This window comes from Cryobacterium sp. MDB1-18-1 (assembly GCF_004402735.1).
GTDB lineage: Bacteria > Actinomycetota > Actinomycetes > Actinomycetales > Microbacteriaceae > Cryobacterium > Cryobacterium glucosi.
In genome coordinates, this window is record NZ_SOFR01000050.1 from 1 (window position 1) to 24232 (window position 24232).

Consider the following 24232-nt stretch of genomic DNA (forward strand, 5'->3'; position numbering starts at 1 on the left):
ATCCGCATGCACCGACGGCACCGAGCCGGCCAACCCCTCAGCGCCCTCGAACCCCTCGGCAACCGCGACCGGATAGGCCGACTCGACACCAACGGTGGGCTGATCGCCCGCGGCCACTGAATCGTGGGTCTGCGGGGTGTGTGACTGGGGATCTGAAGCTCCTGCCATACCCCGATTCTACCCCGAATCGAACACGAAGACGAGGTTTGATCACATAATTATGCGTATATAAGCTCTATCTTCACATCTGAAGACGACGGGTGCGTGCTCGTGGTACCGAATTCAGGAGATCCGCCCGGGTGAGCGACACCGGCCAGCGGACCAGTGCGGTCAATCCAGCCCGGTTGCACGGATCTCCTGAATTCGACACACTCACCCTGCTCTGGGATCCTCTGCGCTCGGGCACGGCAGGCGGCACGGTGGCCAGCGCGCTGGCCTGTCGGGCACATGCGCTCGTGAGCGCTTTGCATCCCGAGCGTGAGGGAGGGTGGGGCAGAAAACGCGGCGTTAGCCTGCGCAGTAGGTGAGCGCCACCTGGGACTTCTGCTCCACGTCTCCGGGCGCCTGGGATTGCTTGGTGACCGGAGATCCCGGTTTCATGGCGCACGTGGCGTCTGGCGTCGGGATCGGCACAAGCTGTACGGACGGGGCCAGCAGGAGCTCGCTGGCCGCCTGAAGAGACTGGCCGACGAGGTTCGGCAGGGTGACGAGGCCGCTGGAGATGAAGATATCGACGGTGTCGCCGGTCTGGGCGCTCCCCTGCAGCGCCGGGTCGGTGCGCAGCACAAGGTTGGGCGCGATCGTCGCAGAGTTCTCCTTGGTGATCGACCCTGGCAGGAGCCCGAGAGCGCTGATCGCGGCCTGGGCGTCGGCGATCGGCAGGTTCGTGACATCGGGCACCGTCACGGGCTGCGGACCCGTTGATACGTAGACCTTGATCACATCGGTCGGCTGGGCGATCGTTCCAGCGGGCGGGTCTGTGCGGGTGACCTTGTCCTTGGGGACCGTTGCGCTTGCCTCCTGGGCCATCGTGGCAGCGAGGTCGGACTCGATGAGGGTGTTCTGAGCGGTCTCGTAGCTCTGGCCGACCAACGAGGGCACCTTCCGGGAGTTATCCGGGAGGTCGCTGCTGGGGGTGAGGCTGAAGGCCCAGATCATCACGGAAAGCACGATCACGATCACGCTGAGGATGCCGGCCCAGATCCAGATGACCGGGGGCCGTCGCTGGGTGCGCACCATCGTGGCGTCCTCGGCGAGTTGCTTGAGCGCAAGCTCCGATCCGGAGGTCGCCGTGGGCGGTGCGCCGAAAAGGCTCGCGGTGGCTTCATCGACGGGGCGGTGCAGCGGGATCACGCCGGAGCCGGCGATCTCGACATCCGTTCGGAACTCGACGGCGCTCTGGTACCGGGCGAAACGGTCCTTTTCAAGGGCGCGCATCACGACGACGTCGAGTGCCGGGGAAACCTTGGGGTTGATCGAGCTCGGGGCGACCGGTGTCTCGCTGACGTGCTGGTAGGCGACGGCGACGGGTGTATCGCCGCGGAAGGGCGCGCGGCCGGTGAGCATCTCGAAGAGAACGACGCCGGTGGAGTACAGGTCCGTGCGTGCGTCGACGGATTCTCCCTTGGCCTGCTCCGGGGAGAAATAGGATGCCGTGCCGAGGATCGCCGTGGTCTGGGCGACCGTCGTCGAGGAATCCGAGATGGCCCTGGCGATGCCGAAGTCCATCACCTTCACCTGGCCGGTCTTGGTGATCATGATGTTGCCGGGCTTGATGTCGCGATGAACGACACCCGCGCGGTGCGAGTATTCGAGCGCCGTCAGGACGCCGTCGATGATGCGCACGGCCTCGGTGGCCTGGACAGGGCCTTCGCGGATGATGTCCTTGAGCAGGCGTCCGTCGACGAATTCCATCACGATGAACGGAATCTGCGATTCGAGGCCGCCGGGTTCTCCTACGGTCTCCTCGCCGGCGTCGAAGACGCGCACGATCGTGGGGTGCGCCATCCGCGCCGCGGCCTGGGCCTCCTGGCGGAAGCGGGTGCGGAAGGCGGGATCGGCCGCGAGGGACGACTTCAGGAGTTTGATCGCAACCGTGCGGCCGAGCCGCGCGTCGGTGCCGATATGCACGTCGGACATGCCGCCGCGACCAATGAGTGCCCCCACTCGATAGCGACCTGCGAGCAGGCGGCCTTCATCACTCACAGACTCACTCCCACTCTTGTCGACCATTCGGCTCCAGGCATCGCCCCGGCTGAGGCAACCCTGGTTGCGCGGATCTTGGCTATTTTAGCTGACGTCCCTGCGTCAGTCTTACGGTGTCGCAGCGGTGATCGGCACCGCGGTGGAGGACGGCGACCAGGCTGAGGCGACCTGTCCGCAGTAGTACAGGTACTTGACGGTCATCGATCCGACCGGGCCGGCGACGACGGTCGCCGTGGTGACATCGGCGCCCGTCGGGTTCGCGGATTGCACGGTGCCGCCCGTCACCTCGAGCTTGTACCCGGCCAGGGTCTGGCCACTGGGGCACGATTGCGCGACCCAGGTGTAGGTCACCGTCTTGCCGCTGGCGACGGTGGTCGTGGTCGTCGTCGGAGCGGCGCTCGGGGCGTCGGGTACGACGGCCGGAGCGTAGACCGTGACCGTGATCTTCTCGCCCTTCTTGACCGGGCCGGTGGGGTTGACCGAGTAGACCGTGTCTGCAACCTGCGTTGCCGGGTCGACCGAGGCCTTACCCGTGACGACGTCGGCGACGAAGCCCAGAGACTGGAGCATGGTGCGGGCTTCCCCGCTGGTCTTACCGATGAAATCGGACTCGGTTACTTCCGCCGTGGTGGGCGTCGGCGTCGGAGTCGGCGTCGGCGTGGGCGTCGGAGTGGCGCTCGGCGTCTTCGAGGGAGTGGGCGACGGGGTGCTCGACGTGCTCGACGTCGTGACGGGGGTGCTTCCGCTGTTCTGCTGGGAAACGAACGCGACAATGCCACCGATGAGAACAAGGGCCAGCAGTGCGATCAGGGCGATGAGAGGCCAGGTCCAGGGGCTGCGCTTCTTCTTCGCGGCCTCCTCGGCCGCTGCCGCGGACGCGCGCGTGACGGGCGGCAGCCCGGAGGGAAGCAGCGTGGTCGCCTGCGCGTTCGCGCCGGCACCGGGCATGAGCATGGTCGCCATGGTGGGGGTGACCCCGTTCATGACGGCAGGAACGGAAGCGGCCGCGAGGGCCACATCACCGCGGCGCAGGGCGGTCGCGGCCCTGGCGAGGTGGGCTGCGGATGCCGGGCGGTCCGCCGGGTTCTTCGCGAGGCAGGAGATGACGAGGTTGCGGACCGGCTCGGACACGGTGTCGGGCAGGTCGGGGGCGATCTCGTTGATCTGCGCCATCGCGATGGCCACCTGGGACTCGCCCGTGAACGGGCGGCGTCCGGCGAGGCACTCATATGCGACGATGCCGAGCGAGTAGATGTCGGTCGTCGGCGACGCTGAGCGACCGCTGGCCTGTTCGGGCGAGAGGTACTGCACGGTGCCCATGACCTGGCCGGTGGCGGTCAGTGGAACCTGGTCCGCGATGCGGGCGATGCCGAAGTCGGTGATCTTGACGCGGCCGTCGGGGGTGATCAGCAGGTTCCCGGGCTTGATGTCCCGGTGCACCAGTCCCGCGGCGTGCGCGGCGTGCAGGGCGGATGCCGTCTGCGCGACGATGTCGAGGACCTTGTCGGTCGGCAGGACGTGCTCGCGCTCGAGGATCGTCGACAGGGCTTCGCCGGGTACGAGTTCCATGACGAGGAACGCGCTTCCGTCTTCTTCGCCGTAGTCGAAGACATTGGCGATGCCTTCGTGGTTGACGAGAGCGGCGTGACGGGCCTCGGCGCGGAAGCGCTCGAGGAAGCCCGGGTCACCGAGGTACTCGTCTTTCAAGATCTTGATGGCGACGGTACGACCGATTACGAGGTCGACGGACTGCCAGACCTCGCCCATTCCGCCGATGGCGATCCGGGACTTCAGTTCGTAGCGTCCCCCGAAGGTGAGCCCTGCTGTGGGTCTCATTTGTTCAGCACCGCCTCTAGTACCTGCTTTGCAACGGGTGCGGCGAGCAAATTGCCGTACCCCTTCTGGCCAAGACCTCCGCCATCCTCGACGAGGACGGTGATCGCGTATTTTGGATCTTCTGCGGGAGCAAAACCGGTGAACCAGAGTGTGTATGGCTCGTCAGTTCCGTTCTCGGCCGTACCCGTTTTTCCCGCCACGTTGACCCCGTCTATTCTTGCATTGCTCGCCGCGCCATCCGCGACGTCGTTGACCATCATCTGGGTCATCGTGGCCGCGGTTGCGGCGCTGATCACCTGTTTCACCGTCTTCGGCGTAAAGCTTTCGAGAGGGCTGAGATTGGGGGCGATGATTTCCTCCACCAGGTTCGGCGCCATCTGGACTCCGCCGTTTGCGATCGTCGCAGACACCATCGCCATCTGCAGGGGCGTTGCGCGCACTTCGTACTGCCCGAATGCCGAAAGTGCGGTCTGCGCGTCGTCGAGGACCGTGGGGTACACGCTCGTCGCGACGTCGAGGGGAACCGAGTAGCTCGTGTTGAACCCGTACTTCTCGGCCATCTCCCGGATGGCCGTCGACCCGAGCTGCAGCCCGAGCTCCGCCATGGGGATGTTGCAGGACAGGCGCAGCGCGGTGGCGATCGTGACCGTGTCGCCGCTGCCGCAGGTGCCGCCACCGGAATTGATCACGATCGACGAGCTGCCCGGCAGCGTGAAGGTCGCCAGGTTCGGGAAGGCGCTGTCGGGGGTGAACTTGCCCGATTCGATGGCAGCGGATGCGACGACGAGCTTGAAGACGGAGCCGGGAGGGTTGAGGGCATCGATGGACCGGTTGATGAGGGGGTTGCCCGGGTCGTTCACGAGGCTCTGGTACGTGCCGGTGACGGCCTCGCTGTCGTGCACGGCGAGCAGGTTCGGGTCGTAGCTCGGCTTGGACACCATGGCCAGGATCCGGCCGGTCTTCGGCTCGGTGACGATGACGGCACCGGTGAGGTTCCCGAGGGCATCCCAGGCGGCCTGCTGGGCGACCGGGTCGATCGTGACCTCGACCGATGCGCCCTTGGAGACCTGGCCGGTGACGAGGGAGTTCATCTGGTCGAAGAACTGGGAGTCCGAGGTGCCGCTGAGCTCGCCGTTGAGCGCGTGCTCGAGCCCGGTGGCCGCGCCATTGACGGGCAGGAACCCCGTGACAGGGGCGTAGAGCGCGGCCTTGCTGTACGTGCGCAGGTACTTGTAGTTGTCATCGGTCGGGACAGACTGTGCGATCGGGGTGCCCGCAACCAGGATGGCGCCGCGCTCGACCATGTAGCTGTCGTAGAGCGTGCGGGTATTGCGTGAGTCTGCGGACAGGCTTTCGGCCTGGAAGACCTGGATGATCGTCGTCGAGCTCAGCAGGGCGACGAACATCAGCATGACGACAATGCTGACGCGCTTGAGTTCGCGATTCATCAGACCACCAGCCTGGGTTGGTTGCGGATGGTGTCGGACAGGCGCAGCAGGAGCGCGACGATGATCCAGTTGGCGACGAGCGATGACCCGCCGGCCGCGAGGAAGGGTGTCGTGAGCCCCGTGAGCGGAATGACCCTGGTGACACCGCCGATCACGATGAAGCACTGGAGGGCGACGACGAAGGAGAGCCCGACACCGAGGAGCTTGCCGAAGTCGTCGTGCCCGGCGAAGCCGATGCGGATGCCGCGGGCCACGAAGAGCAGGTACAGGGCCAGGATCGCGAACAGCCCGGCGAGGCCGAGTTCTTCGCCGAGGCTCGCGATGATGTAGTCGCTCTGCGGAACCGGGGTGATTTCGGGGCGTCCCTGGCCGAGGCCGGTGCCGAGAAGGCCGCCCTTGGCGAGCCCGAACAAGCCCTGGACGAGCTGGTAGCTCCCGCCGTCTGCGTTGTAGACGTCGGGGTTGAGCGCATCGAGCCAGTTCTGGAACCGGCCGTGCACGTAATCGAGGGTCTGGCTGGCGATGATCGCGCCGCCGATGAAGAGGGTCATGCCGAGCAGGACCCAGCTGAGCCGGCCGGTCGCGATGTAGAGCATGACGAGGAACAGCCCGAAGTAGAGCAGCGCTGTTCCGAGATCGCGCTGGAAGATGATGACCGACATCGAGAGGGCCCAGAGAACCAGGATCGGACCGAGGTCGCGCAGCCGCGGGAACTTCATCCAGAGCACCCGGCGGCCGACCATCGACAGGCTGTCCCGGTTTCGGACCAGATAGCCGGCGAAGAAGATCGCGAGGGCGATCTTTGCGATCTCACCGGGCTGGAAGGTTGCGAAGGAGCCGATTCCGATCCAGACCCTGGCACCGCTGACCTCGCGGCCGAGGCCGGGGACGAGCGGGAGGAGGAGCAGGACGACCGCGACGAACCCGGACACGTAGGTGTAGCGGAAGAGCACCCGGTGGTTGCGGATGACGAGCATCACCGTGATGGCGCAGGCGATCGCCAGGCCGCTCCACACGGTCTGGCGCACCGCGGCACTGTCCCAGCCGGCGTCTCCATTGGCGATGTCGATGCGGTAGATCATCGCAATTCCGATGCCGTTCAGGAGCGTGGCGATCGGCAGGATGAACGGGTCGGCGTCCCGCGCCACGAAGCGCAGGACGATGTGCAGGCAGAGCACGAGGCCGGACAACCCTGCGCCCAGCACGACGAGGGTCGTATCGATGTGCCCGAGCGCCCCGAGCTGGACGAGCACGACGGCCGAGGCGTTGATCCCGCACGCGACGATGAGCAGGAACAGTTCGACGTTCCGCATCTTCTGCGGCAGGTGCAGTCGCCGCGTGCTGCCGGGCTTGGACTTCGGAGCGCGCGTGGGGGCATCCGTTGCCCGTGCGTTACTCATTCTTCGCCTTCGTCAGGCGCTCGACCACGAGGCGGGCCTCATCGAGCGACGCTGCGCTGATGGTCTGCTCGACCTGCTGCCGGTCGTAGACGCGCAGGTCGGTGACCTGGAGCGGGGTCTCCTCGTAGACGGAGTGGAGGGAGATGGGCCCGAGGTCCTGTTGCACGCCGCGGAAGATCGCGACCGTGCTGCCCTCGACGCCGACGTAGTACCGCGTCTGGGTCCACTGGTAGCCGAGGATTCCGCCGCCGACGAGGGCGACGATGAGCAGGATGACGCCGGCGAGCCAGGTGGCCTTGCGGCGGCGGGCGCGGCGGGCGTCCTCCTCGATGAGTTCGGTGAGGTAGTCCTGGGAATCGGGTTCGAAGTGGGTCTCGCGAACGGGGTGCAGGCGCAGGCTCGACATACGCAGGGCACGGCTGCGTCCGGGTTCCTCGCCGAAGGCCAGCGGTGCGGATGCCGACCCGACGACGATGGGGGTGTCGATGCGTTGGTCCGGCGCGCCGATGTCGACGACGACGATCGTGACGTTGTCAGGGGCTCCGCCGTCGAGGCTCTCCTTGACGAGTCGGTCGGCGACGCCCTGCGGGTCGAGCTCGCTCGAGAGTGCGGCCGCGATGCTGGTGTTGGAGACGACGCCGCTCAGTCCGTCAGAGCAGATCAGCCAGCGGTCGCCGGCGAAGGTCGCGAGGATCGAGGTGTCGATCTCGGGGGCGGCCTCGACGTCCCCGAGCACGCGCATCAGGACCGAGCGGCGCGGGTGCACCATCGCCTCCTGCTCGGTGATGCGGCCGCTGTCAACGAGGCGCTGCACGAAGGTGTGGTCGATCGTGATCTGGGAGAGCTCGCCCTGGCGCAGGAGGTAGATGCGTGAGTCGCCGATGTGGGCGATCGCGACCTCGTCGTTGAGCACGATCAGGGCGCTGACGGTCGTGCCCATTCCGGTCAGCTCGGTGTGCTCGTAGACCGTCTCGGCGAGGAGGGAGTTCGCCGCGATGAGGGCGGCCTGGAGTGCGAATTCGGCGTCCTGCGGGCTCTGGTAGTCCCGGTCGGCCTCGATGATGCGCTTGGTCGCGATCGCGGAGGCGACGTCGCCTCCCGCGTGCCCGCCCATGCCGTCTGCGACGAGGAACAGGTGCTGGCCGGAGTAGCCGGAGTCCTGGTTGTTGGACCGGATCTTTCCAACGTGGGACGCGGCCGCGCTGTGACTGACTGTCGCCATGGACCTACCGCCGAAGCTCGAAGCTGGTCGCGCCGATCTTGACGGTGGTGTTCAAGGGGACAGGTGTCGGAACCGCGAGGCGTACGCCCGCGAGGAAGGTGCCGTTTGTCGAATCGAGATCCTGGATCATCCACTTGTCATTCCACAGCATCAGCCGGGCATGGTGGGTCGACGTGTAGTCGTCGCGAATGACGAGGCTTGAATCGGCGGAGCGACCGATCGTGACCGAATCCACGGTCAACGGGAATTCGGTGCCGGCCTTCGGGCCGGAGGTGATCACGAGCCTGGTCGCGTTCTGGGCGGTGGCCTTGTCGCCGGGGCCGAGGTCGTCCTTCGCGGCCTGCGCCGAGAACTGTTCCGTCGGTGCCGCAGCGGATGCCGCCGGCGGCTGGACGAAGGCGGGAGCGGCCTGCATCACCGGTGCCGCGACCGGTACGGCCGACGGGAATGCTGCGGCGAGTCCTGCGGACGCCACCGCGGGGGCGCCGTCCTTGGGCTGCTTGCGGACCCTCTGGCCGAAAAGGTCGCTGCGGAGGGCATAGACGATGCCGAAGATGAAGAGCCAGAGCACGAGAAGGAACCCGAGCCGCAGGACGAGCAGGGTCAGCTCGCTGACATTCATGCGGAGGGCCCCCAGAATCCGCCCATGTCGTGGCGCTCGTGCGGTGCGGCCGGCAGATCGGAGCGCTGGTCGGCAGCGGGAGCATCCGCGTGGGCCTGGGCGAGCACCCGGAAGACGATGCGGGTGCGGCCGATGGTGATGACCGAATCCGGTTCGAGGATCGCCTGCTTGACGGCGACACCGTTGAGCTGGGATCCATTCGTGGAGCCGAGGTCGCGCACCTGCGCACGGGCGCCGTCCCAGGTGATCTCGACGTGGCGGCGGGAGGTGCCGGTGTCGTCGATGGTGATGTCGGCATCCGTGCCGCGACCGATGACCGTGGTCGACTTGCGGAGCGGGTACCGCTTGCCGCCGACATCGACGACGGGCGTCCAGGTGACGCTGCCCTTGACGGTGGACGAGTCGATCTGGACCATGCCCTCGCTGAGGCCGCGGTCGTCGGAGAGGCTGATCGAGATGCCGCCGGCGAACTGGTAGCGCTGCTCGTTGCCGTGCTGCTGGACCAGGTCGGTGAGCTCGTCGATGAGTGCGGGTCCGAGGTTGGTCATGCGCTGGAAGTCGGTGTGGCTCATGCGGACGGTGAAGCGATTGGGCGCGAGGATGCGGTCGCGGGACACCACAGCTGCCTTGGTGTCCAGTTCGCGACGCAGCGCGGAGGTGATCTCCACCGGCTGTAGTCCCGACTTGAAGGTCTTGGCGAATGCGCCGTTTACGGCGCGCTCAAGGCCCTTTTCAAAGTTATCCAGAATGCCCACAGGTCTCCCGATCCGATCCTTTCGGCTATCAGCATGTTACTTGCCTCGCGTGTTAACTCGCCCGCCGGGCACATGGAACCGGAATTGTCATCCTACGGGAGGCGGCTATGGGCACGGAGGTGGGTCCGTTTCTGTCCGGCCAGGAGGCAGTCTCGCATGACTCGCGTCCGAGAGGGTCACGAGACGGCAAACGGGGCGGATGCTGCGCGCCCCTTCCCGCCTCGCCCGGCGGCTGGACGAATGGCATTCGCACCCCGATTAGTGCTAGCCTCTCTAAGTTCGCGCGAGTGGCGGAATTGGCAGACGCGCTGGCTTCAGGTGCCAGTGTTCGAAAGGACGTGGGGGTTCAAGTCCCCCCTCGCGCACAGTGGGTTGATTGCCAAATAGATTGAATCTATTTGCGAAACCCGGTCGGACAAGAAAGGCCCCCGAGAAATCGGGGGCCTTTCGTCATTCCCGGCGCTTACGTCGCCTCACAGCGAGGCCGATCTCGCCCGGGTCGGCTCCATGGGCGCGAAAAAGCGCCCCCGCTGCCTCGAGGAGTTGTTTTCGAGCGTGCTGGAGCGCCGTGTATTGCGGGTGAAAGTGTCGGTGGACCCGGGCCGGGCCTAGGTCTTGGTCGGCGACGCCTGGAAGTCGTCCCAAGCGGCGACGCGCTTGTTCTTGCGGTTCTTGCGCCTCTTCCGGAGTAAGAGTTTCCGTGCCTTGCGGTCGGCGCGTTCGTCGTCGGTCTCGGGCCGGAGCATGTCGTCGCGGAACTTCTGCAGCTTCCGGAGGTTGCCGGCGACGACGAGGATGCTCACGAGCAGGTACTGGGCGGTGGAACCGCGGACGCGTCGGCGGCTGGAGTCGCCGATGGCTTCGTGGGAGCTGTCTTTGAGGAAGCCGTTGGCGCCTTCGATGGTGTTGCGGTCGTGGGAGTAGATTTCCTGCCACTCGTTGCTGCCGTACTGGTAGTGCTGCGCGAGCTTCGCGCCTGCGTCGAGTGGGACGCTCACCGAGGAGGCGTTTGTGCAGATTGTGTCGGGCTTGACGGGCGGGTTGTAGATGGTCGTCAGGGCGTCGTCGACCTTGGAACAGCCGTTCTCGACGAGTGGGCAGCTGACGGTGGCTCCGGGTCCGCGGGCGGGACACATCATCGGGACGCGCCCCTTGGCGTCGGGCTTCTCCTTGGGGCGCAGCATGTATTGGCGGCGTTCGACGATGCGTTTTCGCCAAGTGTCGGCGTCGATGTCCTTGGCTCGGTAGAGGACGGTCGCGTTGACTAGGCCTTCGGGCATCGACGGGCAGTACAGTGCGCCTTCGACCTGGATGGCGCCGGCATAGCCGTCCTTGAGGCCCAGTTGGATGTCGAGGTAGTCGGTGACGACGGTGTAGCCGAGCATGCGGAGGGGGATCTGGAATTCTTTGGCTACAGCGGCGACGTGGTACCCGCGGTCACCGGTGGCGCGCCCGGCGGGGTGCCCTCTCTCGGCGACGCTTTCGAAGATGTGGCGTGCGGTGTGGATGAGGGCGGTGCCGGGGATGTTGAAGCCGATGCCCGCGACGAGGAGCGGGTACCCGGGCAGGGTCTTGGGGTCGTGGTTGGTCTGCACGGCGATGGTGAGGTCCCAGCCGAACACAGACTTCACCGACTTCGTCGAGTCGTTGGTCTCCTTGTGACTGCTGGTGCGGCGGTACCAGCCGGCGTCGGACTCTATGGCCACGTGCGTCTTGGACCGAGGGGCACCGCGCTTCCCGTAGGCGGGAACGACGGTCGCGTCCACGCACAGGTCGCCCTGCCACTGGCTGCGGGCGGCGTCGGGCACGAGCTGGAGTGTCGCTTCAATCAAGGCGTTGCACACCCAGTCGAGTCGCGCTTGTTTGACCTCGCTGTTGGCCTCGAGGCGGCGACGCAGCGTCTCCTCGTATTGTTCGGGGGTGGAGAACTTCCACTGTTTACCGGGCTTCGGGTCGATTGCGTCCAGGGCCCGGTGCAGGGCGCGCCAGAGCGGGAAGTACCAGCCCGTTATGGTCTCCCGCTTGCCCCACAAGTCGAGGTGTCGCAGGGACTTGCCGCTCAGCCGGTCGGACGCGATGGCCGCCATCTCCTTGACGAACAGAGCGCTGTGCTCGGTGCTGAGAAGCAGGAACAGGATGAGTACCGTGCGGGTGCTGGCGACACTTCGGCGTCCGCCAGGCGCGGTCTTCACCCGGTCCTCCACCCGCCAGGCGTCAATTCGGTCGGCGACCTTGGAGTCGTCGACGAGCTTGCCGATGAACTCGACCTGGCTGTGCGAGATACGGCTGGAGTTGCCGGTGAATCCGTGCTTGGGCAGGGTCCGTCGAAGCTGCTCCATGACTGTCGTAGACACCGGCGGCGCGGGTGTCGTTGTCATGGTCGCAGCTCCCCGCGGAAGAGGACCCGCAAGTCGGAGGCGTCGGGAGTTTTCACGAAAGGTGCGAGTCGTTCGAATGTGCTGAACGTCTTGACGCCGAGCGCCTCGGCGAGGGCGACGGTGGGCGTCCTGGCCTCGAGGTGACCCACAATCCACGTTGACCGCAGACGCTCAACGGTCGGGAACTCGCCGCCCTTTGCCGTTGAGTTCAAGAACTTCGTCACGTACGCGACGGCGTTGTTGGGGCGCTCGGCCTTCACGAAAAGGTAGTCCGAAACGAGCGGCCCGCCCAGGAGCCGCGTGACGTCGTCTTCCCAGTCGGCCAGGCAGACGACCGTCCGCGGGCTTGCACCCCTCACGGTGACCGTGAGGCCGTCGCCGGTTGAGTCCACGTCCTCCACCTTGAGGTGCATGATCTCGGTCGTCGTCAGTGCGCAGCCGGCAGCAAGGGCGAGCAGCACCATCCAGTTGTGCCGGCGCAGCGCGGTCGACCGCGTGGCGGCCTGGCTCCGGAACCGAACCATCGCCGCCGGAGAATACGGGGCGAACGGGTTCGGCCGCGGCTTCTTGCCCGCGTCACGTCGGACGGGGTCGAAGGAGTGGAGCTCACCCGCGATGCGGAGGAGGCGGAGGCGCTCTGCCCGGGCGACGACGGGACTGAGGCCTGCCATCTGGCGTGCGGCGAACGTCTCGATGTGCCGTCCGCTGAAGACGATGTTCCGCTCGAGTGGGAGGCAGGCCGTCTCAGTCGTCCAGACGGCGAGCCGGGAGATAACGGTCAGGGCTTTGCTGGCTTCGGCGCAATTTGTCGGCGCGAAGTCTGCAACGGCGGACCGGGTGAAGTCCGCGACGTCGTCCCAGAGGCGTTTGGGAATCATCGGAGTGAAGTTCTGAATGGTTTGGGCGACATCTGCACCCAATTGCGGATTACTATATGCGTTATGACTATCGTCGACAAGGGTCAAGGCCTCGGGTGTCATACGGCACCCCGCGTCGAGTGCTCTACGCTCGTCCTATGTCCAGGCCCGCCCGACCCAACCCACACGACCTCACGGACAACTGGCCCGAAATGCCCTCGGTAGACCCCGTCGGAGAGGTCGCCCGGCAGTTCGCCTTGAACGTCAAGGCCGCCATCGGAGACCGGAGCATTCGCGCCGCTGCGCGCGACGTGGGCGTGGACCCCTCGACGATGATGTCCGTCCTCCACGGCCGCTCCTGGCCCGACCTCGCCACAATCGCCAAGCTCGAAATGGGCTTCGGCGTCGACCTCTGGCCCGGACGCCTCGACAAATAAATTCGAGTGCCTCTCGGGGGCGCGCTGAGCGCTCTCGGTGGGGACTGTCGGTCGGATGGTGGAAGTAGTTTGCACGCCGTATCTATGCGCGCACTTTTGGCCAGGTGCTCATTCGCTGATTGACGGATGGAGAAACGGGTGTTCTCAGATGTTCCGGGTGCTGAAACACGCGCCGCGAGAGCTTGGGAACCGTGGACGTCGGCAGCGGTCCGCAGCTGGGCGCTGCCTGTGTCTCAGTCTTGGCTTTCGGCCTTGTCGCCGAGTGTGTAGGAGACGCTGATGGTGATGCCGAGGGTGTTCATAGTGCGAAATAGCCGGGTGACGTAGAGGTTGGGCTTGCCGTTCTCCAGCCCTTGGAGGTAGTTGCGGGAGAACGCGAGCTTGTAGGCCAGGTCCTCCTGGCGGATGCCACGGGATGCGCGGACCGCCTTGATGACTGCACCGAGGTCCCGGAATCGCTTGACGGTCACCGTGTACATGTGTTGTCTCTCTCCAGGCCGGTTTCGCCGGCTACTCAGCCCAATGCAAGCTTATTCGTGCATACGTGCATGCCCGGATATGCGTGCATTGTAGCCTCACGCGTCCCTCAGCCTCGCCCTAACCTCACCCGCATCGACGTCGCGCACGAACCCAACGTACCGCGTGAGCGCCTCCAGTGACTCGATGCCGACGGCGCGCATGAGCGGGACCACGGGTGTGGCCGCGTCCAGGTGCCGGACCCTCGTCCCGAAGATTCCAGGTGCGCCAGACGTGGTGCCGCGGCCGCCGGCGTGACACAGAGCAGGTAAGCCGGAACCGCCCCTCACGCATCCCGCAGCCTCGCCCTGACCTCGCCTGCATCGCCGTCGCGCACGAACCGCACGTAGCGGGTGAGCGCCTCCAGGGACTCGATGCCCGCGGCGCGCATCAGTGGGACCACGGGTGTAGCCGCTTCCAGATGCCGGACTATCCAAGTTGCGCGAAGTCGCTGTGACTGGGGTTTGACGCCGACGACCTGGCTTCGGTCGATGAAGTTGGCGATGAGGTTCGGGTAGTAAGCGCCATGGTTCTCGCGGAAAACGAACCTCTCTGGTCCGAGGGTGCGGGTCCGGTCGACCAAGACCTGCTCCCACTCTCGCAGGACGGGCACAGCACGTGGGCGCTCACCGTTGATTTGCAGGAGCACGCCGACCTCGTCAACCGCGATGTCGCGCACGCGGAGCTGGCCGATTTCGGATGCGGCCAGTCCGGCGCCGACACCGGTGGCCAGCAGCACCCAGGCGTTCGCGCGCCGTGCCGGAGTCGACTGGGCCGACGCCCAGCTGCGAAGCGAGATCAGCTCAGCGCTCGAGTACGGGGCTGCCGGGTCTGATGATGGCAGCGGAGCAAGCCGCCGGGGTACCTCGCGCGGGTCGAGCAGTACCTCGGACATCCGCAGAAGCTGGCTACGGAGGTTGCCCCGGGATGCGGGCTTCAACGTGGGACAGCCGACTGCGATGAACCGGGCAACCACGTCCCGTCGGAAGACCACAGCGCGCTCGAGCGGCAGCCCTGCCGTCTGCCAGGTCCAGGCGGCGAGGCGTGACGCCGCGACCTTCAGCGCCGCATCCTTGTACGGGGTGCCGTCGGCGGAGTCGGCGACTACGTCGAGAACGAATTGCTTCACTTCGATCCAGACTGCCAAGTCCAGATTCGGTTCGTATTCGGAACTTGTCACCGCAACCCCAAAGGCTTGAATTGCGGATTAGTATATGCATCAAACGCACCTGAGGCCAGAGTGTGTCGGCCATGCGAAATGGTCGACAGGGAGGGTCGGCGGACATGGAGAACGAACGGCAAGAGGTCACCGCCCTGGTGGGTGACGAGGGCGGCGCCTGGCGCGTCGTCACGCAGGGCAGCTCACACATCCTCGACCTGGACGCCAAGACGGTCACTCGTGTTCCAGGACCGGGCAGGCCGGCCACCTTCAACGACGTGACGCGGCCACTTCGCACCCTCGAGGCGTGCAGTGTCGGGGAATCCGGCCGATGGACGATGATCTCGGACGACGAGATGACTGACTTCTACTGGCACGTCACCAGCCAGATCCGACGGATTGAACGCGTCGAGCAGTCAGGTGCCGGCCATGAGGATTGAGACGGTCTGGCGCGAAATAGAGGCGACCTGGGGGCTGCTCAACCCTGAGGAAGTGTTGGAGGCCCTGAATCTGCCGAAGACCGATGTCGACGTGGTCTCTCGGATGAGAGCGGATGGACAGCTCCTCGCCATCGAGCGAGGACGTGCGTACGCGTATCCAGGCTTCCAATTCGAATCAGGACATGTCGCACCGGTCATTCCCGCCCTGGTCGAGCTCGCGCACGAAGTGGCCTTGTCGCAGAACGAGCTCGTCGTCTGGCTGTGCTTCCCCTCCGGCTACTTCGGCGGCGACCGGCCGGTGGAGCACCTGGATGAGCCGGACGAGCTCCTCGAGAAGGCTAGGGCCGACGCGACCGTGGAGTGGTGACGGGCCCATCGAACGGTCAGGGCAAGTCCTCCGTCCCGGCAGAGCGACTCACCGGCCGGAGTGGCGTCGCGGTGGACCACACGGTTTCGTAATGCTCCCGCAACACTTTCGTTGTTTGTTCTGAGAGATTCGTCATCACGGTCATCTGCCCTCCGCCGAGCGACGTCCCGATTGTCAGACCCTGACCGCGCGATGGAATCACAAGACGGTCGTGCAATAGTCCGGCGGCCGCGAATCTCAATTCAACGCCATTTCGTGCACCGAGGGCATAGGCCAGATGCCTTCTTCGCGGCTCCTTTGCCTGGCCCGCGGCCTTGACGTCTCGTGTTAGAAAGCGAGTCACATTGGAAAGCTGTACAAGGGATACGACTTCGGTCGAGGGGAGATAGGGATCCACGATCATCGCGTTTTCGCGACGGTCAATCTCGGCGAGCAATTTTGCATACGTAAACGGAGAGTCGAGGCGACCAACAACTTCAATCGGCTTTTCCCTGTCGCTGTCAGCTGAGTGGCCGTCCAACCAATCAGCGAACGCTCGCCCAGCTTCGGTGAGCTGTAAACCGGGGCCATGGGGCTCAGCTAGATGAGAATCCTGAAGATACCCACTCACCGCGCCAGACGCCCTAGCTATTGCAAAAGGCAGGGAGCTTGTCCGTGCACCGAAGGAGCTAGGCGGGCTGGCTGCCGAAAAAGAATCCACTTGGACCAGCGACGGAAAAATCCCTTCGTCGTTCAGGATTCTGATGAAGAGAAGACCGCGGGTCGCGGAGTCGCTACTAAGGGATATTGCCATCCCATGACTATTGCAGCGCGCCAGCAAAAACACAGCATGCTGAGGCCAGCGAAGGAGGTGTCGACTAAGTAATTCGTATCCGAATTGTCAGTCCGGTTTCCGGACCTTGAAATTCAGCTATGGGACTTTTCCAACTCCAGTGCAGCACGAACCTCGACGTACCTCGAGAACCCGCTGGTTACGGCGGCAATGACCGAGCCAAACGTAACTAAGGGCAGCAGGAAGCGGAGCGGGTCGAGGGAATCTTCGCCGTCAAGTTGGATCCCGACAGCGGACGAAAAGGCGCTCGCAATCAAAAGGAGCAGCCACCCCCAAAGGGCACCACGAGCGACCTCGGTCGCCTTGGCATATTCGGCGGCTGTAGCCTCGCGAATTCGAAATGCCCAGATCGTGAGGACAATTGAAACAACCAAGGCGGGCACAAAGACCATCACCGTCACGGGGAGAGAATCGTCCGTGGTCGAGTGAAGTCCAGCTTCGAACAAGAGCAGGCCATTGAATCCCACAGGCAGCAGGAACACTGCCGGGTGTTTGTCCGGGCCGGGATATAGATGGCCAAGACCAGCGCCGAGCGCGCATACGGCAAGCCCCAGCAGTAGGAAGCCTGCGGGGGCCCAGTCATCGGTCCATAGCCGGAGCCATGTGAGGACGCCAAAACCTGACGCGAGAACGGCGGCAGTCGCTATGTAAAGCCAGGCTTTTCTTGGCTGGGCAGGCCCAGCCCTGCGGGTGAAAAGCGACGGAGCCAGTTGAAGGCCGCCTCCTATGAGAAGGCCTGACGCCGTTGCGCCCGCCGCTCGAAGAAACGGGTCAATTCCTGGCAAGAACAGGGAGGCGGAGAGTAGGAGCCCAGAGGCGATTAAAGCCAGCCCGATGACCTGAGGCCACTTGGTACGTTCGGGCCCGGCGAGCCGACCCCGCGAAACCCGCATTAGACGGTCCCCCCGTCAGGCGCTGACACGGACGAGGTGAAAGTGTCCACTTGCTGTCGACCTCGAGGTGATGTCCAGGTAATCCGTGCGCCAAAAGTGATTCTCGTCACCACTGGGTACTCACCGGGGACTTGCCGTCTCTGCGCAGCTGAATCCCAAGTTGCAGCCAAGTGGGGAACGGAGAGGGCCAAGACGTCGCCTCTGAGCATTTTGGGCCGTTGGCCTTCCACGTGCACGTAGTCCGACGTGAGCTTTATGAGCACATCGTGGGCTGCGTCCGGGCCGTCGTTGCGCAGCTCCAGCACATCGCGTTCTGTCCAGCTGAATTCCCAGTCGACGATGTTTCGTTCGCTGGCGGAGAGCCGGGCTTGCCGGGCCCGATACTCGCCCAGTACCAACGCCGTGCCGCCGAGGAATGCGGCAGCTAGTGCAATCCACTCACTTGGTCCCATATCCAGAACCTAGCGGCCACGGGCGACACGGAGGGTCCAGCCAGGCAAATCAGGCTCTAGAGAGGCGCAACCCCGCAAGTTTCAGTCGCTAGGACTCCTCTCCAAATTTGTAGAGCGACCTTATTCGATCAGTGATCGCGGTCTGAGCTGTTCGCATGAGTTGCGCCGCGGAGACCCAGTCTCGCTCCGCCTCCTCGACGGATCTCGGCGTTCGACCGAGCCCGTTGAAGGAGGAAAGCGCCATGTCCGCGAGCCCTCGGACGTCGTCATCCAGCACCAGCTGGACTGAGGCGCTGGCCTCCACATTTGAAAGCCGTAGCTCTTCGCCAAGCTCGGGTTCTTCGGCGAGACTTCCGAGTTGGTGGGACGCATAGTCACTGTGGGTGGCTTTGGCTACCTTCATGTCGAGTAGGTGGTACCGAGTCGCCGCGCGAGCAACTCGATTTAGGCATCGATGTGTCTCAATGAGATTGTCAAGTTCGAAGGAGTCTCGCCTGTCGGCAAATATCCGTCGGCGCCCATCGACTCGAGCGACTTCCTCGCGTCTTCGAAGTCGCGAATCTCTCAGCGACTCGGTGGCGAGAGTGCCAAAGACGCCAACTGCCAAGGTGATGGCTGGAATCAACGCAGTCCAAAGTTCGTTCACAACGCTCCAATTGCCAAGATGTCGACCTTCTCGCCAGTAGATACGCGACGAACCTCCATTCTGTTGGCAGCGATGGGGCACACGACCAGGCGCGCGGACTATCGACCATGTCGAGCACTACGAGCGACGCGGGACACGGCGGAGCATTTCGACTTGAAGCTCACTTTCGGAAGGAAGCGTGTCGTAGACCTATATGGATCAGCTGCCGACGGTCGACTTCCTTTCCCAGAGCCGTCTCCTCGACGCATCAACCCAGAACGGGGGCGTGGCGAGTTCGTCATCACGACAGGAGTGCGGGACGATGCAAGGGACCCGCAACATTTTGCGGAATTCAGAGTCAGTGTTTGGAGTTTTACATGTCATACTGTTACCTGATAGGTAACGGGCTCGTAGCGTGGAGATAGCATTCTCGTCGTCGAATCTGGAGGACACATGCACCGTCGAAAGATCGATGCGCGGATCGCTTCCGCCCGCTGTCGCCAAGGGACTGCGGAATCGAATCAAGCAATTGGAAAGCGCATCAACCATTCGCGACCTCTTGGACGGCCTTGGGAAATGGCACTCTCTTACTAATCGCGGCCTGCTCGTATACGCAGCGAATCTGAACGCGAACTGGAGAATCCTGGTTCAATTCGTCGAATCCGCTGATGGTGCCGCAAGTTCTACTGTCCTTTCAATTGAGGACTATCACTAAGGAGGGGGGACCCGATGAACGGTACTAAGGCATTGACGGACTACGCCGTACCCACCGGTGATTTCGTTGCCGAATGGCTCGAAGAAAACGAGCTATCGCAGGCCGAACTCTCGAGGCGTCTCGGAGTCAGCGCGAAACATGTCAGCAAGCTCATTGGAGGCGCTCCCATGACGCCTGACATGGCCACGAAACTAGCTTTGGTCACCGGCGTGCCGGCGCGCCTGTGGCTTGGCTACGAGGCAACTTACAGAGCCGATGTGTCAAGGCTCGGGCTAGCGGAACTCCTCGTGACTGAAAAGCCTTTGGCGATGTCATTTCCCCTTGCCCACCTTCGAAAATTGGGTTTCGTAACGGCCACAATTCGCCGGCCCGGGGAGGTGGTTGTGGAGCTGTTTGCCTTCTTTGGGGTGGCTTCAGCTGACGCCCTGCGTCGCTGCACCGAGAAGCAGGCAATTGCTTTCCGTCAAGGTCTTGCGCACCCGGTTGATATTCACGCACTTGCTACTTGGCTCCGTCTAGGAGAACTCGAGGCCGCTGCGACTCGTGAGGATCTGCCGCAATTCTCGCCACAGCACTTGGAAGCGCTTATCCCGGAGTTGCGAGCACTCTCCGCAGAGCCACCACACGACTTCGGCGAGCGTCTCGTCCTAATGCTTCATGCGGCCGGTGTGCAGTTGATATTTGTTCCAGAGGTGACAGGTGCTCGAGTTTTTGGTGCCACTAGATGGATACGAGGAAATCCTGTAGTCGCACTGACACTTCGAGGACGAAATGATGGCCAGTTTTGGTTCACCCTTCTGCATGAAATTGGACACGTGCTCCTCCACCCGGGCGATGAAACACACGTTCGCGCGGTCGATCAAGACTCGGATGGCGGAGATCTTGCAGAGCGCGAGGCCAATGATTTTGCTGGCAATACTCTGATCCCCGTCGAAAGAGGCGACGAGCTTAGGGCGCTGAAGACCAAGAGCCAGGTTATGGCTTTCGCCATGGATATCGGCGTCAGTCCGGGCATTGTTGTCGGCCGATTGTGGCACGATCAAATTTGGCACTACAGCATGGGTCATGACCTCTGCCTCAAGCTCGGTTTCAAAGACGATTGACGGGAGCAGTCCCGACCTACAACGGGATTTCTAGAACGAGAAGCGCGCGTCTGGGATGACCAAATCGACCTTCATAGTCGCGTCTCGTTGGTGGACCCGGGATGCGAGTCCCGTGGATGCAACCGCTGCTCGGCTGGGTGAGCCGAAGCCTGGGGCGACGTAATCGAACATTGTCGGCGGCCGAAGACCATCGACTGCCTGTGGTTACTGCAAGGGAGTGTGCTCCTTGATCGTTAGCCTTCCCTCTGGGAGCTTTGTGGAAAGGTTGAAGTCAAGATCCATTGTGGCTGCCTGCGACTGGATCGCACGCCTGCAATTGGCATAAAGCTCGTCGAGGCAGTGAGGCTCTGCCCAATCGGCGACTTCTTGGAGAGATGCGGCCTCACTCTCCTCATTCAAAGGGAATAGGAACGTGAAAGCCGTTGCCCTGGCGTAGCCAGTCGAGGCCGTAGCTTGAAGTCCGGCGCGCACCAAGAAGATGCTCCCCGAGGGATTCAAGGAAATGTCCCAATGAACGGAAGGAGCCGCATCTACATTCTTCGGACGCCCATGTGACACGTCCAATCGGAAGAGGAGGTGGTCATATCGATAATCAAGCATCCGTCTATGCCGCGTATAGGGCTGCGATAACGGTTTCTTCAGATTCCGTAACCAAATCGATTGGCTCTTCGCTCATCTGGAAGTGGGCATCGATTGCCATGCTCTTCAGCACTGCACTGTAATTCGGGCGAACAACGTATTCAATGCGTGCGTCGACGGCCTGAGCCAGTTCAGCCAGCTCGCTGAGTGACAAGTCTTCGGAGCCCGAAAGAGCCAATTCCAGCTCAGACGTCGCGATACCTAGAAGGGCCGCAACGGCGGAATCAGCGCGTCCACTGCTCGATTGAGCGCTGCGGAGTTCACGTATCAGTCGCTTCTGTGAGGCAAAGTTGTCGTCTGCGATGGCTTGCTCAATGACTTCAGCGTCACTGTGCTCCCCAGGTGTCAGCAAACTAAAAATGCTGAATGTCATGCCGGCTCCTATCGGACTGTGGCTCGCTTGAAATCCCATTCATTCGCGCGAGCGGCTGCTTCATCAATTGCGGAGTCTTGCTCCGTCGCACTGTACACGGCGTCCTTTGTTGTCAAGTGTAGTGCCAGCAGCAAATTCGGGGCGGAGGACGGTTCGGCAAAATACAACCGCACTAGTCGTCTAGATCGCCCGAATCGTGTCTTGGTTTGTGACTCGAAAAGTGGTCGAAGTTCTAAGAGAAACTCGACCCGGTCGATCACTCGACATGGATCTGTGTTCGCTGACCCGACCTGAAGTCGGCCATGCGTGGCTTCGAGAACCATATCCTTTACTGCGGCGAAGGCTCTTCGATGTTCAGTTGCAGCGAGCTGCGGGTGAAGATTGTTGGCATGCAGCGCGCTGAACTCGTCAGCAACACTACGAGCGGATCGGAGGTCCCATCGATTCGCCTCGCCTCGCGGCTCCTCAAGCCCGCTAGCTCTTGCGCCGGTTGGCGATACGCCTCTGAACAACTTGCCCCCGAATTTGTTCTCAAGTGCTGATAATACTTGCACTTCTGATCTCTACGTTCGCGCGCCTGCTAAGGGTGATTTTCTCCGTGTCGGAAATCGATTGGAGCCAACGTGGTCAGCTGGAAGAAACCTCGCAGCGAACTGACTTCGCAGCTACGCGCGTTGAGGAGCGCGAGTCCGGGCTATTGAAAGCAACATCCTCGGAGCGCGCTGCACATTTGGCACTCGCTGTTCTGTGCGCTCGTTCCGCGGATTCCCCAGGCGTCTTCGGGGTGACTCCGTGCCGACCGGCCTACGCGAAGACCGCGTACATGCCGCAAGTTGGGTAACGACTGCAGTGCTTGTGCATGCCGGGTTCGAAATTCGTGTAGCGGCGTTCTAAGCCTTTTGTAGCCTTGGGACCGTGCCATGGGATGAAGGATGATTCTCCGTGGGAGCAGGGCTTCGGAGACCCCTCATTGAAGCGGTCGAAGTTTCGGGAGCTGCCGATTTTCCGGTGGTAGACACGCTCACCCGGAAGTAGGTCACGTGCCGCCGTCGCATTCTGGATGTCCACCAACGCGGCTTCCCTCGTCACCAGGTGTATTGATATCTCATCGACAACGGACATGAAAGTTCGTCCCCTAGCGTCGATTAGGACTATTCCGGTGTCACTTGGCACCACCAGCGTCTTGCCCGCGTATGGGTCCAGTTTCACGACCAGAGTGGTTTTAGATGATAGCGTCCCGTCGAAACTTGGCCCGTCCTTTACCTCGGCGGTTAACATGAACATTGCAGCGAGAATCGTGAGGTATTGACGCCACGAGTCGGGGACCTCTTCGATACCAATGCGACGAGGATCGCCAACAAATGCCATCGGCTGAGGCCGCGAACGTCTTTCACTGAGCGGCGCAGGGAATTCGAGGCACCAATCCAACAGTTCCCGAACTAGGCGGGCAGTTTCGGGCTCCTCATCCAGGTCATACATATCTATCGACACAGCGACGGACACTATTGCGGGTGGTGTTCGTTGCTGTCGAGCATCATGACCGCGCGGCACGATGACAGCGTCGACGACGAGGCGTAGGTCAAAAGGAGAGGAATTTCCATCTCGTGCAATCACGACGGCCTGTCGAAATTTGTGGTTGCCATGCTCCTCGGCAGCCAGCGCTACACTCGGTTCGGCCAGAACTTCCCAAATCATGGCCGGCGCAAGGCTCTCTTTCAGGCCAAGATCCACTAGGTTTTTGGCGAGCGAACGTTCTAAGTCCCCCACAAACAAGAAACTGCTTGATTCCTCTAGTGCGCACCGGATGGGCGCGCGAAGCTTCCTGCCCAGCCTGAACTCTTCAGCGATGTCCATGCGTGAATCGAAGACATCACGGCTACCGAGATATGAAGTTGCGCTGCGCTCCAGCTCTTGAATCGTTCTCGCCATTGAGCAGCCTATTCAGACAGCAGATAGATGGCAGGAACCTGAAGAGCAGCGAGTTCAGCCAGGTTCATCCTGTCGATGACCCCATGTACCCTGCGGCGCAACAGATCGGTTTCGGTGACAGGTTCGACGTGTGATTGGACCGAGTCAAGGGAGAACGACGGCCGCGGCGGTGGCGCAATCTTGGTGTCGGACGGCGGGCTAGCTGGAGCGCTTTGAGGGGAAGTCCGTTCAACAATATGGTCCAGCCTCACGTCCTCTGATTTAGCCCAGGCTTCAGCGTGTTCGGTGACGCGGCTTTGGAGCTCGGCCCCCCACTGCGCTGTGAGGTCGTAGCGGCGCAGAGCGAATTTGAATGCCCCCCGTTTCGCGTCGGGGCCAACCGCGTGGAGCAGCGCGTCGCGTTTCTCCCCTCCCAAGCGTTCGGCGAACTCATTCATCCACTCGACGTGCTTGTCCCTGGAAACAGGGATGATTCGAGCGAACCTATCTGGCTCTGAATTCCAAAGTGGAGATCCAGCCTCGTTCACTGGAACGTAGATGGCACGCCGTTCTTTCCGGTCCCAGAACCGGTCGCTCATGTCCTCCCAATGAACGATGGAACTCCAAAGGTCCTGTCGCATGCGAGGGGGCTGTTCTTCAGGTGCTATTTGGCTGGGTAACACCGGCTCGGCGAGGACGGGTTCACCCGAGACTCTTGGGTGTCCGTTGTTGTCCAGAAAGACAAATAGTCGGCCTTGAGCCTGAGCCTCGCGAAGGAAGTCAATGAACTTCCGGAATCCGAGTTGTTTCTCAGAGAACATCGGCATGCGATTAAGCATTTGAAGCTTGAACTCTGCAGCGGTCGGGTGGAAGTCGCGCGCGGCAGCTTCAGCGATGAGTTGCGCAGCAAGATCGAAGGCCGGCTCCGCTGATACGGTCGCAGTCAGTTCATTCATTGGCTAAACCCCTTCATTCAGATAGCCCCGTGCGGTTGCAGGGGGCTATCTCGAAGTATTGTTTTGCCATCTACGAATAGTGAATGTGACCACG

Annotated in this window: 21 protein-coding genes and 1 tRNA gene; 5 read left to right on the top strand and 17 right to left on the bottom strand. The window is 62.9% G+C overall.

The window, feature by feature from the left end:
- Nucleotides 1-507: 507 nt before the first annotated feature.
- From pknB to E3O50_RS12655, 7 genes are all read right to left on the bottom strand, one after another.
- Nucleotides 508-2205 carry a Stk1 family PASTA domain-containing Ser/Thr kinase gene (gene pknB, locus E3O50_RS12625; protein ID WP_241975557.1) on the bottom strand — a complete coding sequence of 566 codons (1698 nt, stop codon included), beginning with the start codon at nt 2203-2205 and terminating at the stop codon, nt 508-510.
- Nucleotides 2206-2313: 108 nt separating this feature from the next.
- On the bottom strand, nt 2314-4041 hold the full coding sequence (locus E3O50_RS12630) for a serine/threonine protein kinase (RefSeq protein WP_134448584.1): 1728 nt from the start codon (nt 4039-4041) through the stop codon (nt 2314-2316).
- Complete coding sequence (locus E3O50_RS12635; RefSeq protein WP_134560834.1) at nt 4038-5489, bottom strand: penicillin-binding protein 2; 1452 nt, start codon at nt 5487-5489, stop codon at nt 4038-4040. Before E3O50_RS12635 ends, E3O50_RS12630 begins: the two co-directional genes overlap by 4 nt.
- Complete coding sequence (locus tag E3O50_RS12640) at nt 5489-6889, bottom strand: FtsW/RodA/SpoVE family cell cycle protein (protein WP_134448588.1); 1401 nt, start codon at nt 6887-6889, stop codon at nt 5489-5491. The genes E3O50_RS12635 and E3O50_RS12640 overlap by 1 nt, the downstream gene beginning before the upstream one ends.
- Nucleotides 6882-8111 (bottom strand): PP2C family serine/threonine-protein phosphatase, encoded by a 1230-nt coding sequence (locus E3O50_RS12645; protein WP_134448590.1) that lies wholly within the window; start codon nt 8109-8111, stop codon nt 6882-6884. The genes E3O50_RS12640 and E3O50_RS12645 overlap by 8 nt, the downstream gene beginning before the upstream one ends.
- A gap of 4 nt (nt 8112-8115) precedes the next feature.
- Complete coding sequence (locus E3O50_RS12650; RefSeq protein WP_134448592.1) at nt 8116-8733, bottom strand: FHA domain-containing protein; 618 nt, start codon at nt 8731-8733, stop codon at nt 8116-8118.
- Nucleotides 8730-9488 (bottom strand): DUF3662 and FHA domain-containing protein, encoded by a 759-nt coding sequence (locus tag E3O50_RS12655; RefSeq protein ID WP_134560835.1) that lies wholly within the window; start codon nt 9486-9488, stop codon nt 8730-8732. The genes E3O50_RS12650 and E3O50_RS12655 overlap by 4 nt, the downstream gene beginning before the upstream one ends.
- A 281-nt stretch (nt 9489-9769) precedes the next feature.
- Here E3O50_RS12655 and E3O50_RS12660 point away from each other — a divergent pair.
- Nucleotides 9770-9853, top strand: a tRNA-Leu gene (locus tag E3O50_RS12660).
- A gap of 243 nt (nt 9854-10096) precedes the next feature.
- Here E3O50_RS12660 and E3O50_RS12665 read toward each other — a convergent pair.
- Both E3O50_RS12665 and E3O50_RS12670 read right to left on the bottom strand, forming a co-directional pair.
- Nucleotides 10097-11866, bottom strand: coding sequence for a hypothetical protein (locus E3O50_RS12665; RefSeq protein ID WP_134560836.1), 1770 nt, complete (start codon nt 11864-11866; stop codon nt 10097-10099).
- Nucleotides 11863-12744, bottom strand: coding sequence for a hypothetical protein (locus E3O50_RS12670; RefSeq protein ID WP_134560837.1), 882 nt, complete (start codon nt 12742-12744; stop codon nt 11863-11865). The genes E3O50_RS12665 and E3O50_RS12670 overlap by 4 nt, the downstream gene beginning before the upstream one ends.
- Before the next feature lie 137 nt (nt 12745-12881).
- On the opposite strand from E3O50_RS12670, the gene E3O50_RS12675 reads away from it, so the two are divergent.
- Entirely contained in the window at nt 12882-13160 is a 279-nt protein-coding gene (locus E3O50_RS12675; RefSeq protein ID WP_134560838.1) for a helix-turn-helix transcriptional regulator, read from the top strand.
- 233 nt (nt 13161-13393) lie between these two features.
- Here the strand turns inward: E3O50_RS12675 and E3O50_RS12680 are convergent, their stop codons facing one another.
- Both E3O50_RS12680 and E3O50_RS12685 read right to left on the bottom strand, forming a co-directional pair.
- Entirely contained in the window at nt 13394-13639 is a 246-nt protein-coding gene (locus E3O50_RS12680; RefSeq protein WP_134560839.1) for a helix-turn-helix domain-containing protein, read from the bottom strand.
- A gap of 323 nt (nt 13640-13962) precedes the next feature.
- On the bottom strand, nt 13963-14805 hold the full coding sequence (locus tag E3O50_RS12685; RefSeq protein WP_134560840.1) for a site-specific integrase: 843 nt from the start codon (nt 14803-14805) through the stop codon (nt 13963-13965).
- Between the two features lie 155 nt (nt 14806-14960).
- On the opposite strand from E3O50_RS12685, the gene E3O50_RS12690 reads away from it, so the two are divergent.
- Nucleotides 14961-15275 (top strand): hypothetical protein, encoded by a 315-nt coding sequence (locus tag E3O50_RS12690; RefSeq protein WP_134560841.1) that lies wholly within the window; start codon nt 14961-14963, stop codon nt 15273-15275.
- Nucleotides 15265-15642, top strand: coding sequence for a hypothetical protein (locus tag E3O50_RS12695; RefSeq protein ID WP_134560842.1), 378 nt, complete (start codon nt 15265-15267; stop codon nt 15640-15642). The genes E3O50_RS12690 and E3O50_RS12695 overlap by 11 nt, the downstream gene beginning before the upstream one ends.
- Nucleotides 15643-15658: 16 nt before the next feature.
- On the opposite strand, the gene E3O50_RS12700 is transcribed toward E3O50_RS12695, so the two are convergent.
- The 3 genes from E3O50_RS12700 to E3O50_RS12710 all read right to left on the bottom strand — a co-directional run bounded on the left by E3O50_RS12700 (nt 15659) and on the right by E3O50_RS12710 (nt 18222).
- Nucleotides 15659-16435, bottom strand: coding sequence for a hypothetical protein (locus tag E3O50_RS12700; RefSeq protein WP_134560843.1), 777 nt, complete (start codon nt 16433-16435; stop codon nt 15659-15661).
- Between the two features lie 113 nt (nt 16436-16548).
- The gene (locus E3O50_RS12705; RefSeq protein WP_134560844.1) at nt 16549-16956 is read right to left on the bottom strand and encodes a hypothetical protein; all 408 of its coding nucleotides are present in this window, start codon (nt 16954-16956) and stop codon (nt 16549-16551) included.
- A gap of 951 nt (nt 16957-17907) precedes the next feature.
- A complete protein-coding gene (locus tag E3O50_RS12710; protein ID WP_134560845.1) occupies nt 17908-18222 on the bottom strand; it encodes a hypothetical protein in 315 nt (104 codons plus the stop codon).
- A 951-nt stretch (nt 18223-19173) separates the two neighbouring features.
- Between E3O50_RS12710 and E3O50_RS12715 the strand changes: the two genes are divergently transcribed.
- Nucleotides 19174-20262, top strand: coding sequence for an ImmA/IrrE family metallo-endopeptidase (locus tag E3O50_RS12715; RefSeq protein WP_134560846.1), 1089 nt, complete (start codon nt 19174-19176; stop codon nt 20260-20262).
- Nucleotides 20263-20866: 604 nt separating this feature from the next.
- On the opposite strand, the gene E3O50_RS12720 is transcribed toward E3O50_RS12715, so the two are convergent.
- The 3 genes from E3O50_RS12720 to E3O50_RS12730 all read right to left on the bottom strand — a co-directional run bounded on the left by E3O50_RS12720 (nt 20867) and on the right by E3O50_RS12730 (nt 24138).
- On the bottom strand, nt 20867-21274 hold the full coding sequence (locus tag E3O50_RS12720; protein WP_134560847.1) for a hypothetical protein: 408 nt from the start codon (nt 21272-21274) through the stop codon (nt 20867-20869).
- 804 nt (nt 21275-22078) lie between these two features.
- Nucleotides 22079-23203 carry a hypothetical protein gene (locus E3O50_RS12725; RefSeq protein WP_134560848.1) on the bottom strand — a complete coding sequence of 375 codons (1125 nt, stop codon included), beginning with the start codon at nt 23201-23203 and terminating at the stop codon, nt 22079-22081.
- An 8-nt stretch (nt 23204-23211) separates the two neighbouring features.
- On the bottom strand, nt 23212-24138 hold the full coding sequence (locus E3O50_RS12730; RefSeq protein WP_134560849.1) for a hypothetical protein: 927 nt from the start codon (nt 24136-24138) through the stop codon (nt 23212-23214).
- Nucleotides 24139-24232 lie beyond the last annotated feature (94 nt).

Excerpts from the sequence above, each read along its gene's own strand:
- E3O50_RS12710 (WP_134560845.1), bottom strand. The coding sequence starts at position 18,222 with ATGAAGGTAGCCAAAGCCACCCACAGTGACTATGCGTCCCACCAACTC.
- E3O50_RS12630 (WP_134448584.1), bottom strand. The coding sequence starts at position 4,041 with ATGAGACCCACAGCAGGGCTCACCTTCGGGGGACGCTACGAACTGAAG.
- E3O50_RS12700 (WP_134560843.1), bottom strand. The coding sequence starts at position 16,435 with ATGGCAATATCCCTTAGTAGCGACTCCGCGACCCGCGGTCTTCTCTTC.
- E3O50_RS12645 (WP_134448590.1), bottom strand. The coding sequence starts at position 8,111 with ATGGCGACAGTCAGTCACAGCGCGGCCGCGTCCCACGTTGGAAAGATC.
- E3O50_RS12730 (WP_134560849.1), bottom strand. The coding sequence starts at position 24,138 with ATGAATGAACTGACTGCGACCGTATCAGCGGAGCCGGCCTTCGATCTT.
- E3O50_RS12635 (WP_134560834.1), bottom strand. The coding sequence starts at position 5,489 with ATGAATCGCGAACTCAAGCGCGTCAGCATTGTCGTCATGCTGATGTTC.
- E3O50_RS12720 (WP_134560847.1), bottom strand. The coding sequence starts at position 21,274 with ATGACATTCAGCATTTTTAGTTTGCTGACACCTGGGGAGCACAGTGAC.
- E3O50_RS12650 (WP_134448592.1), bottom strand. The coding sequence starts at position 8,733 with ATGAATGTCAGCGAGCTGACCCTGCTCGTCCTGCGGCTCGGGTTCCTT.
- E3O50_RS12640 (WP_134448588.1), bottom strand. The coding sequence starts at position 6,889 with ATGAGTAACGCACGGGCAACGGATGCCCCCACGCGCGCTCCGAAGTCC.
- E3O50_RS12690 (WP_134560841.1), top strand. The coding sequence starts at position 14,961 with ATGGAGAACGAACGGCAAGAGGTCACCGCCCTGGTGGGTGACGAGGGC.
- E3O50_RS12715 (WP_134560846.1), top strand. The coding sequence starts at position 19,174 with ATGAACGGTACTAAGGCATTGACGGACTACGCCGTACCCACCGGTGAT.
- E3O50_RS12675 (WP_134560838.1), top strand. The coding sequence starts at position 12,882 with ATGTCCAGGCCCGCCCGACCCAACCCACACGACCTCACGGACAACTGG.
- E3O50_RS12665 (WP_134560836.1), bottom strand. The coding sequence starts at position 11,866 with ATGACAACGACACCCGCGCCGCCGGTGTCTACGACAGTCATGGAGCAG.
- E3O50_RS12725 (WP_134560848.1), bottom strand. The coding sequence starts at position 23,203 with ATGGCGAGAACGATTCAAGAGCTGGAGCGCAGCGCAACTTCATATCTC.
- E3O50_RS12680 (WP_134560839.1), bottom strand. The coding sequence starts at position 13,639 with ATGTACACGGTGACCGTCAAGCGATTCCGGGACCTCGGTGCAGTCATC.
- E3O50_RS12695 (WP_134560842.1), top strand. The coding sequence starts at position 15,265 with ATGAGGATTGAGACGGTCTGGCGCGAAATAGAGGCGACCTGGGGGCTG.
- E3O50_RS12670 (WP_134560837.1), bottom strand. The coding sequence starts at position 12,744 with ATGATTCCCAAACGCCTCTGGGACGACGTCGCGGACTTCACCCGGTCC.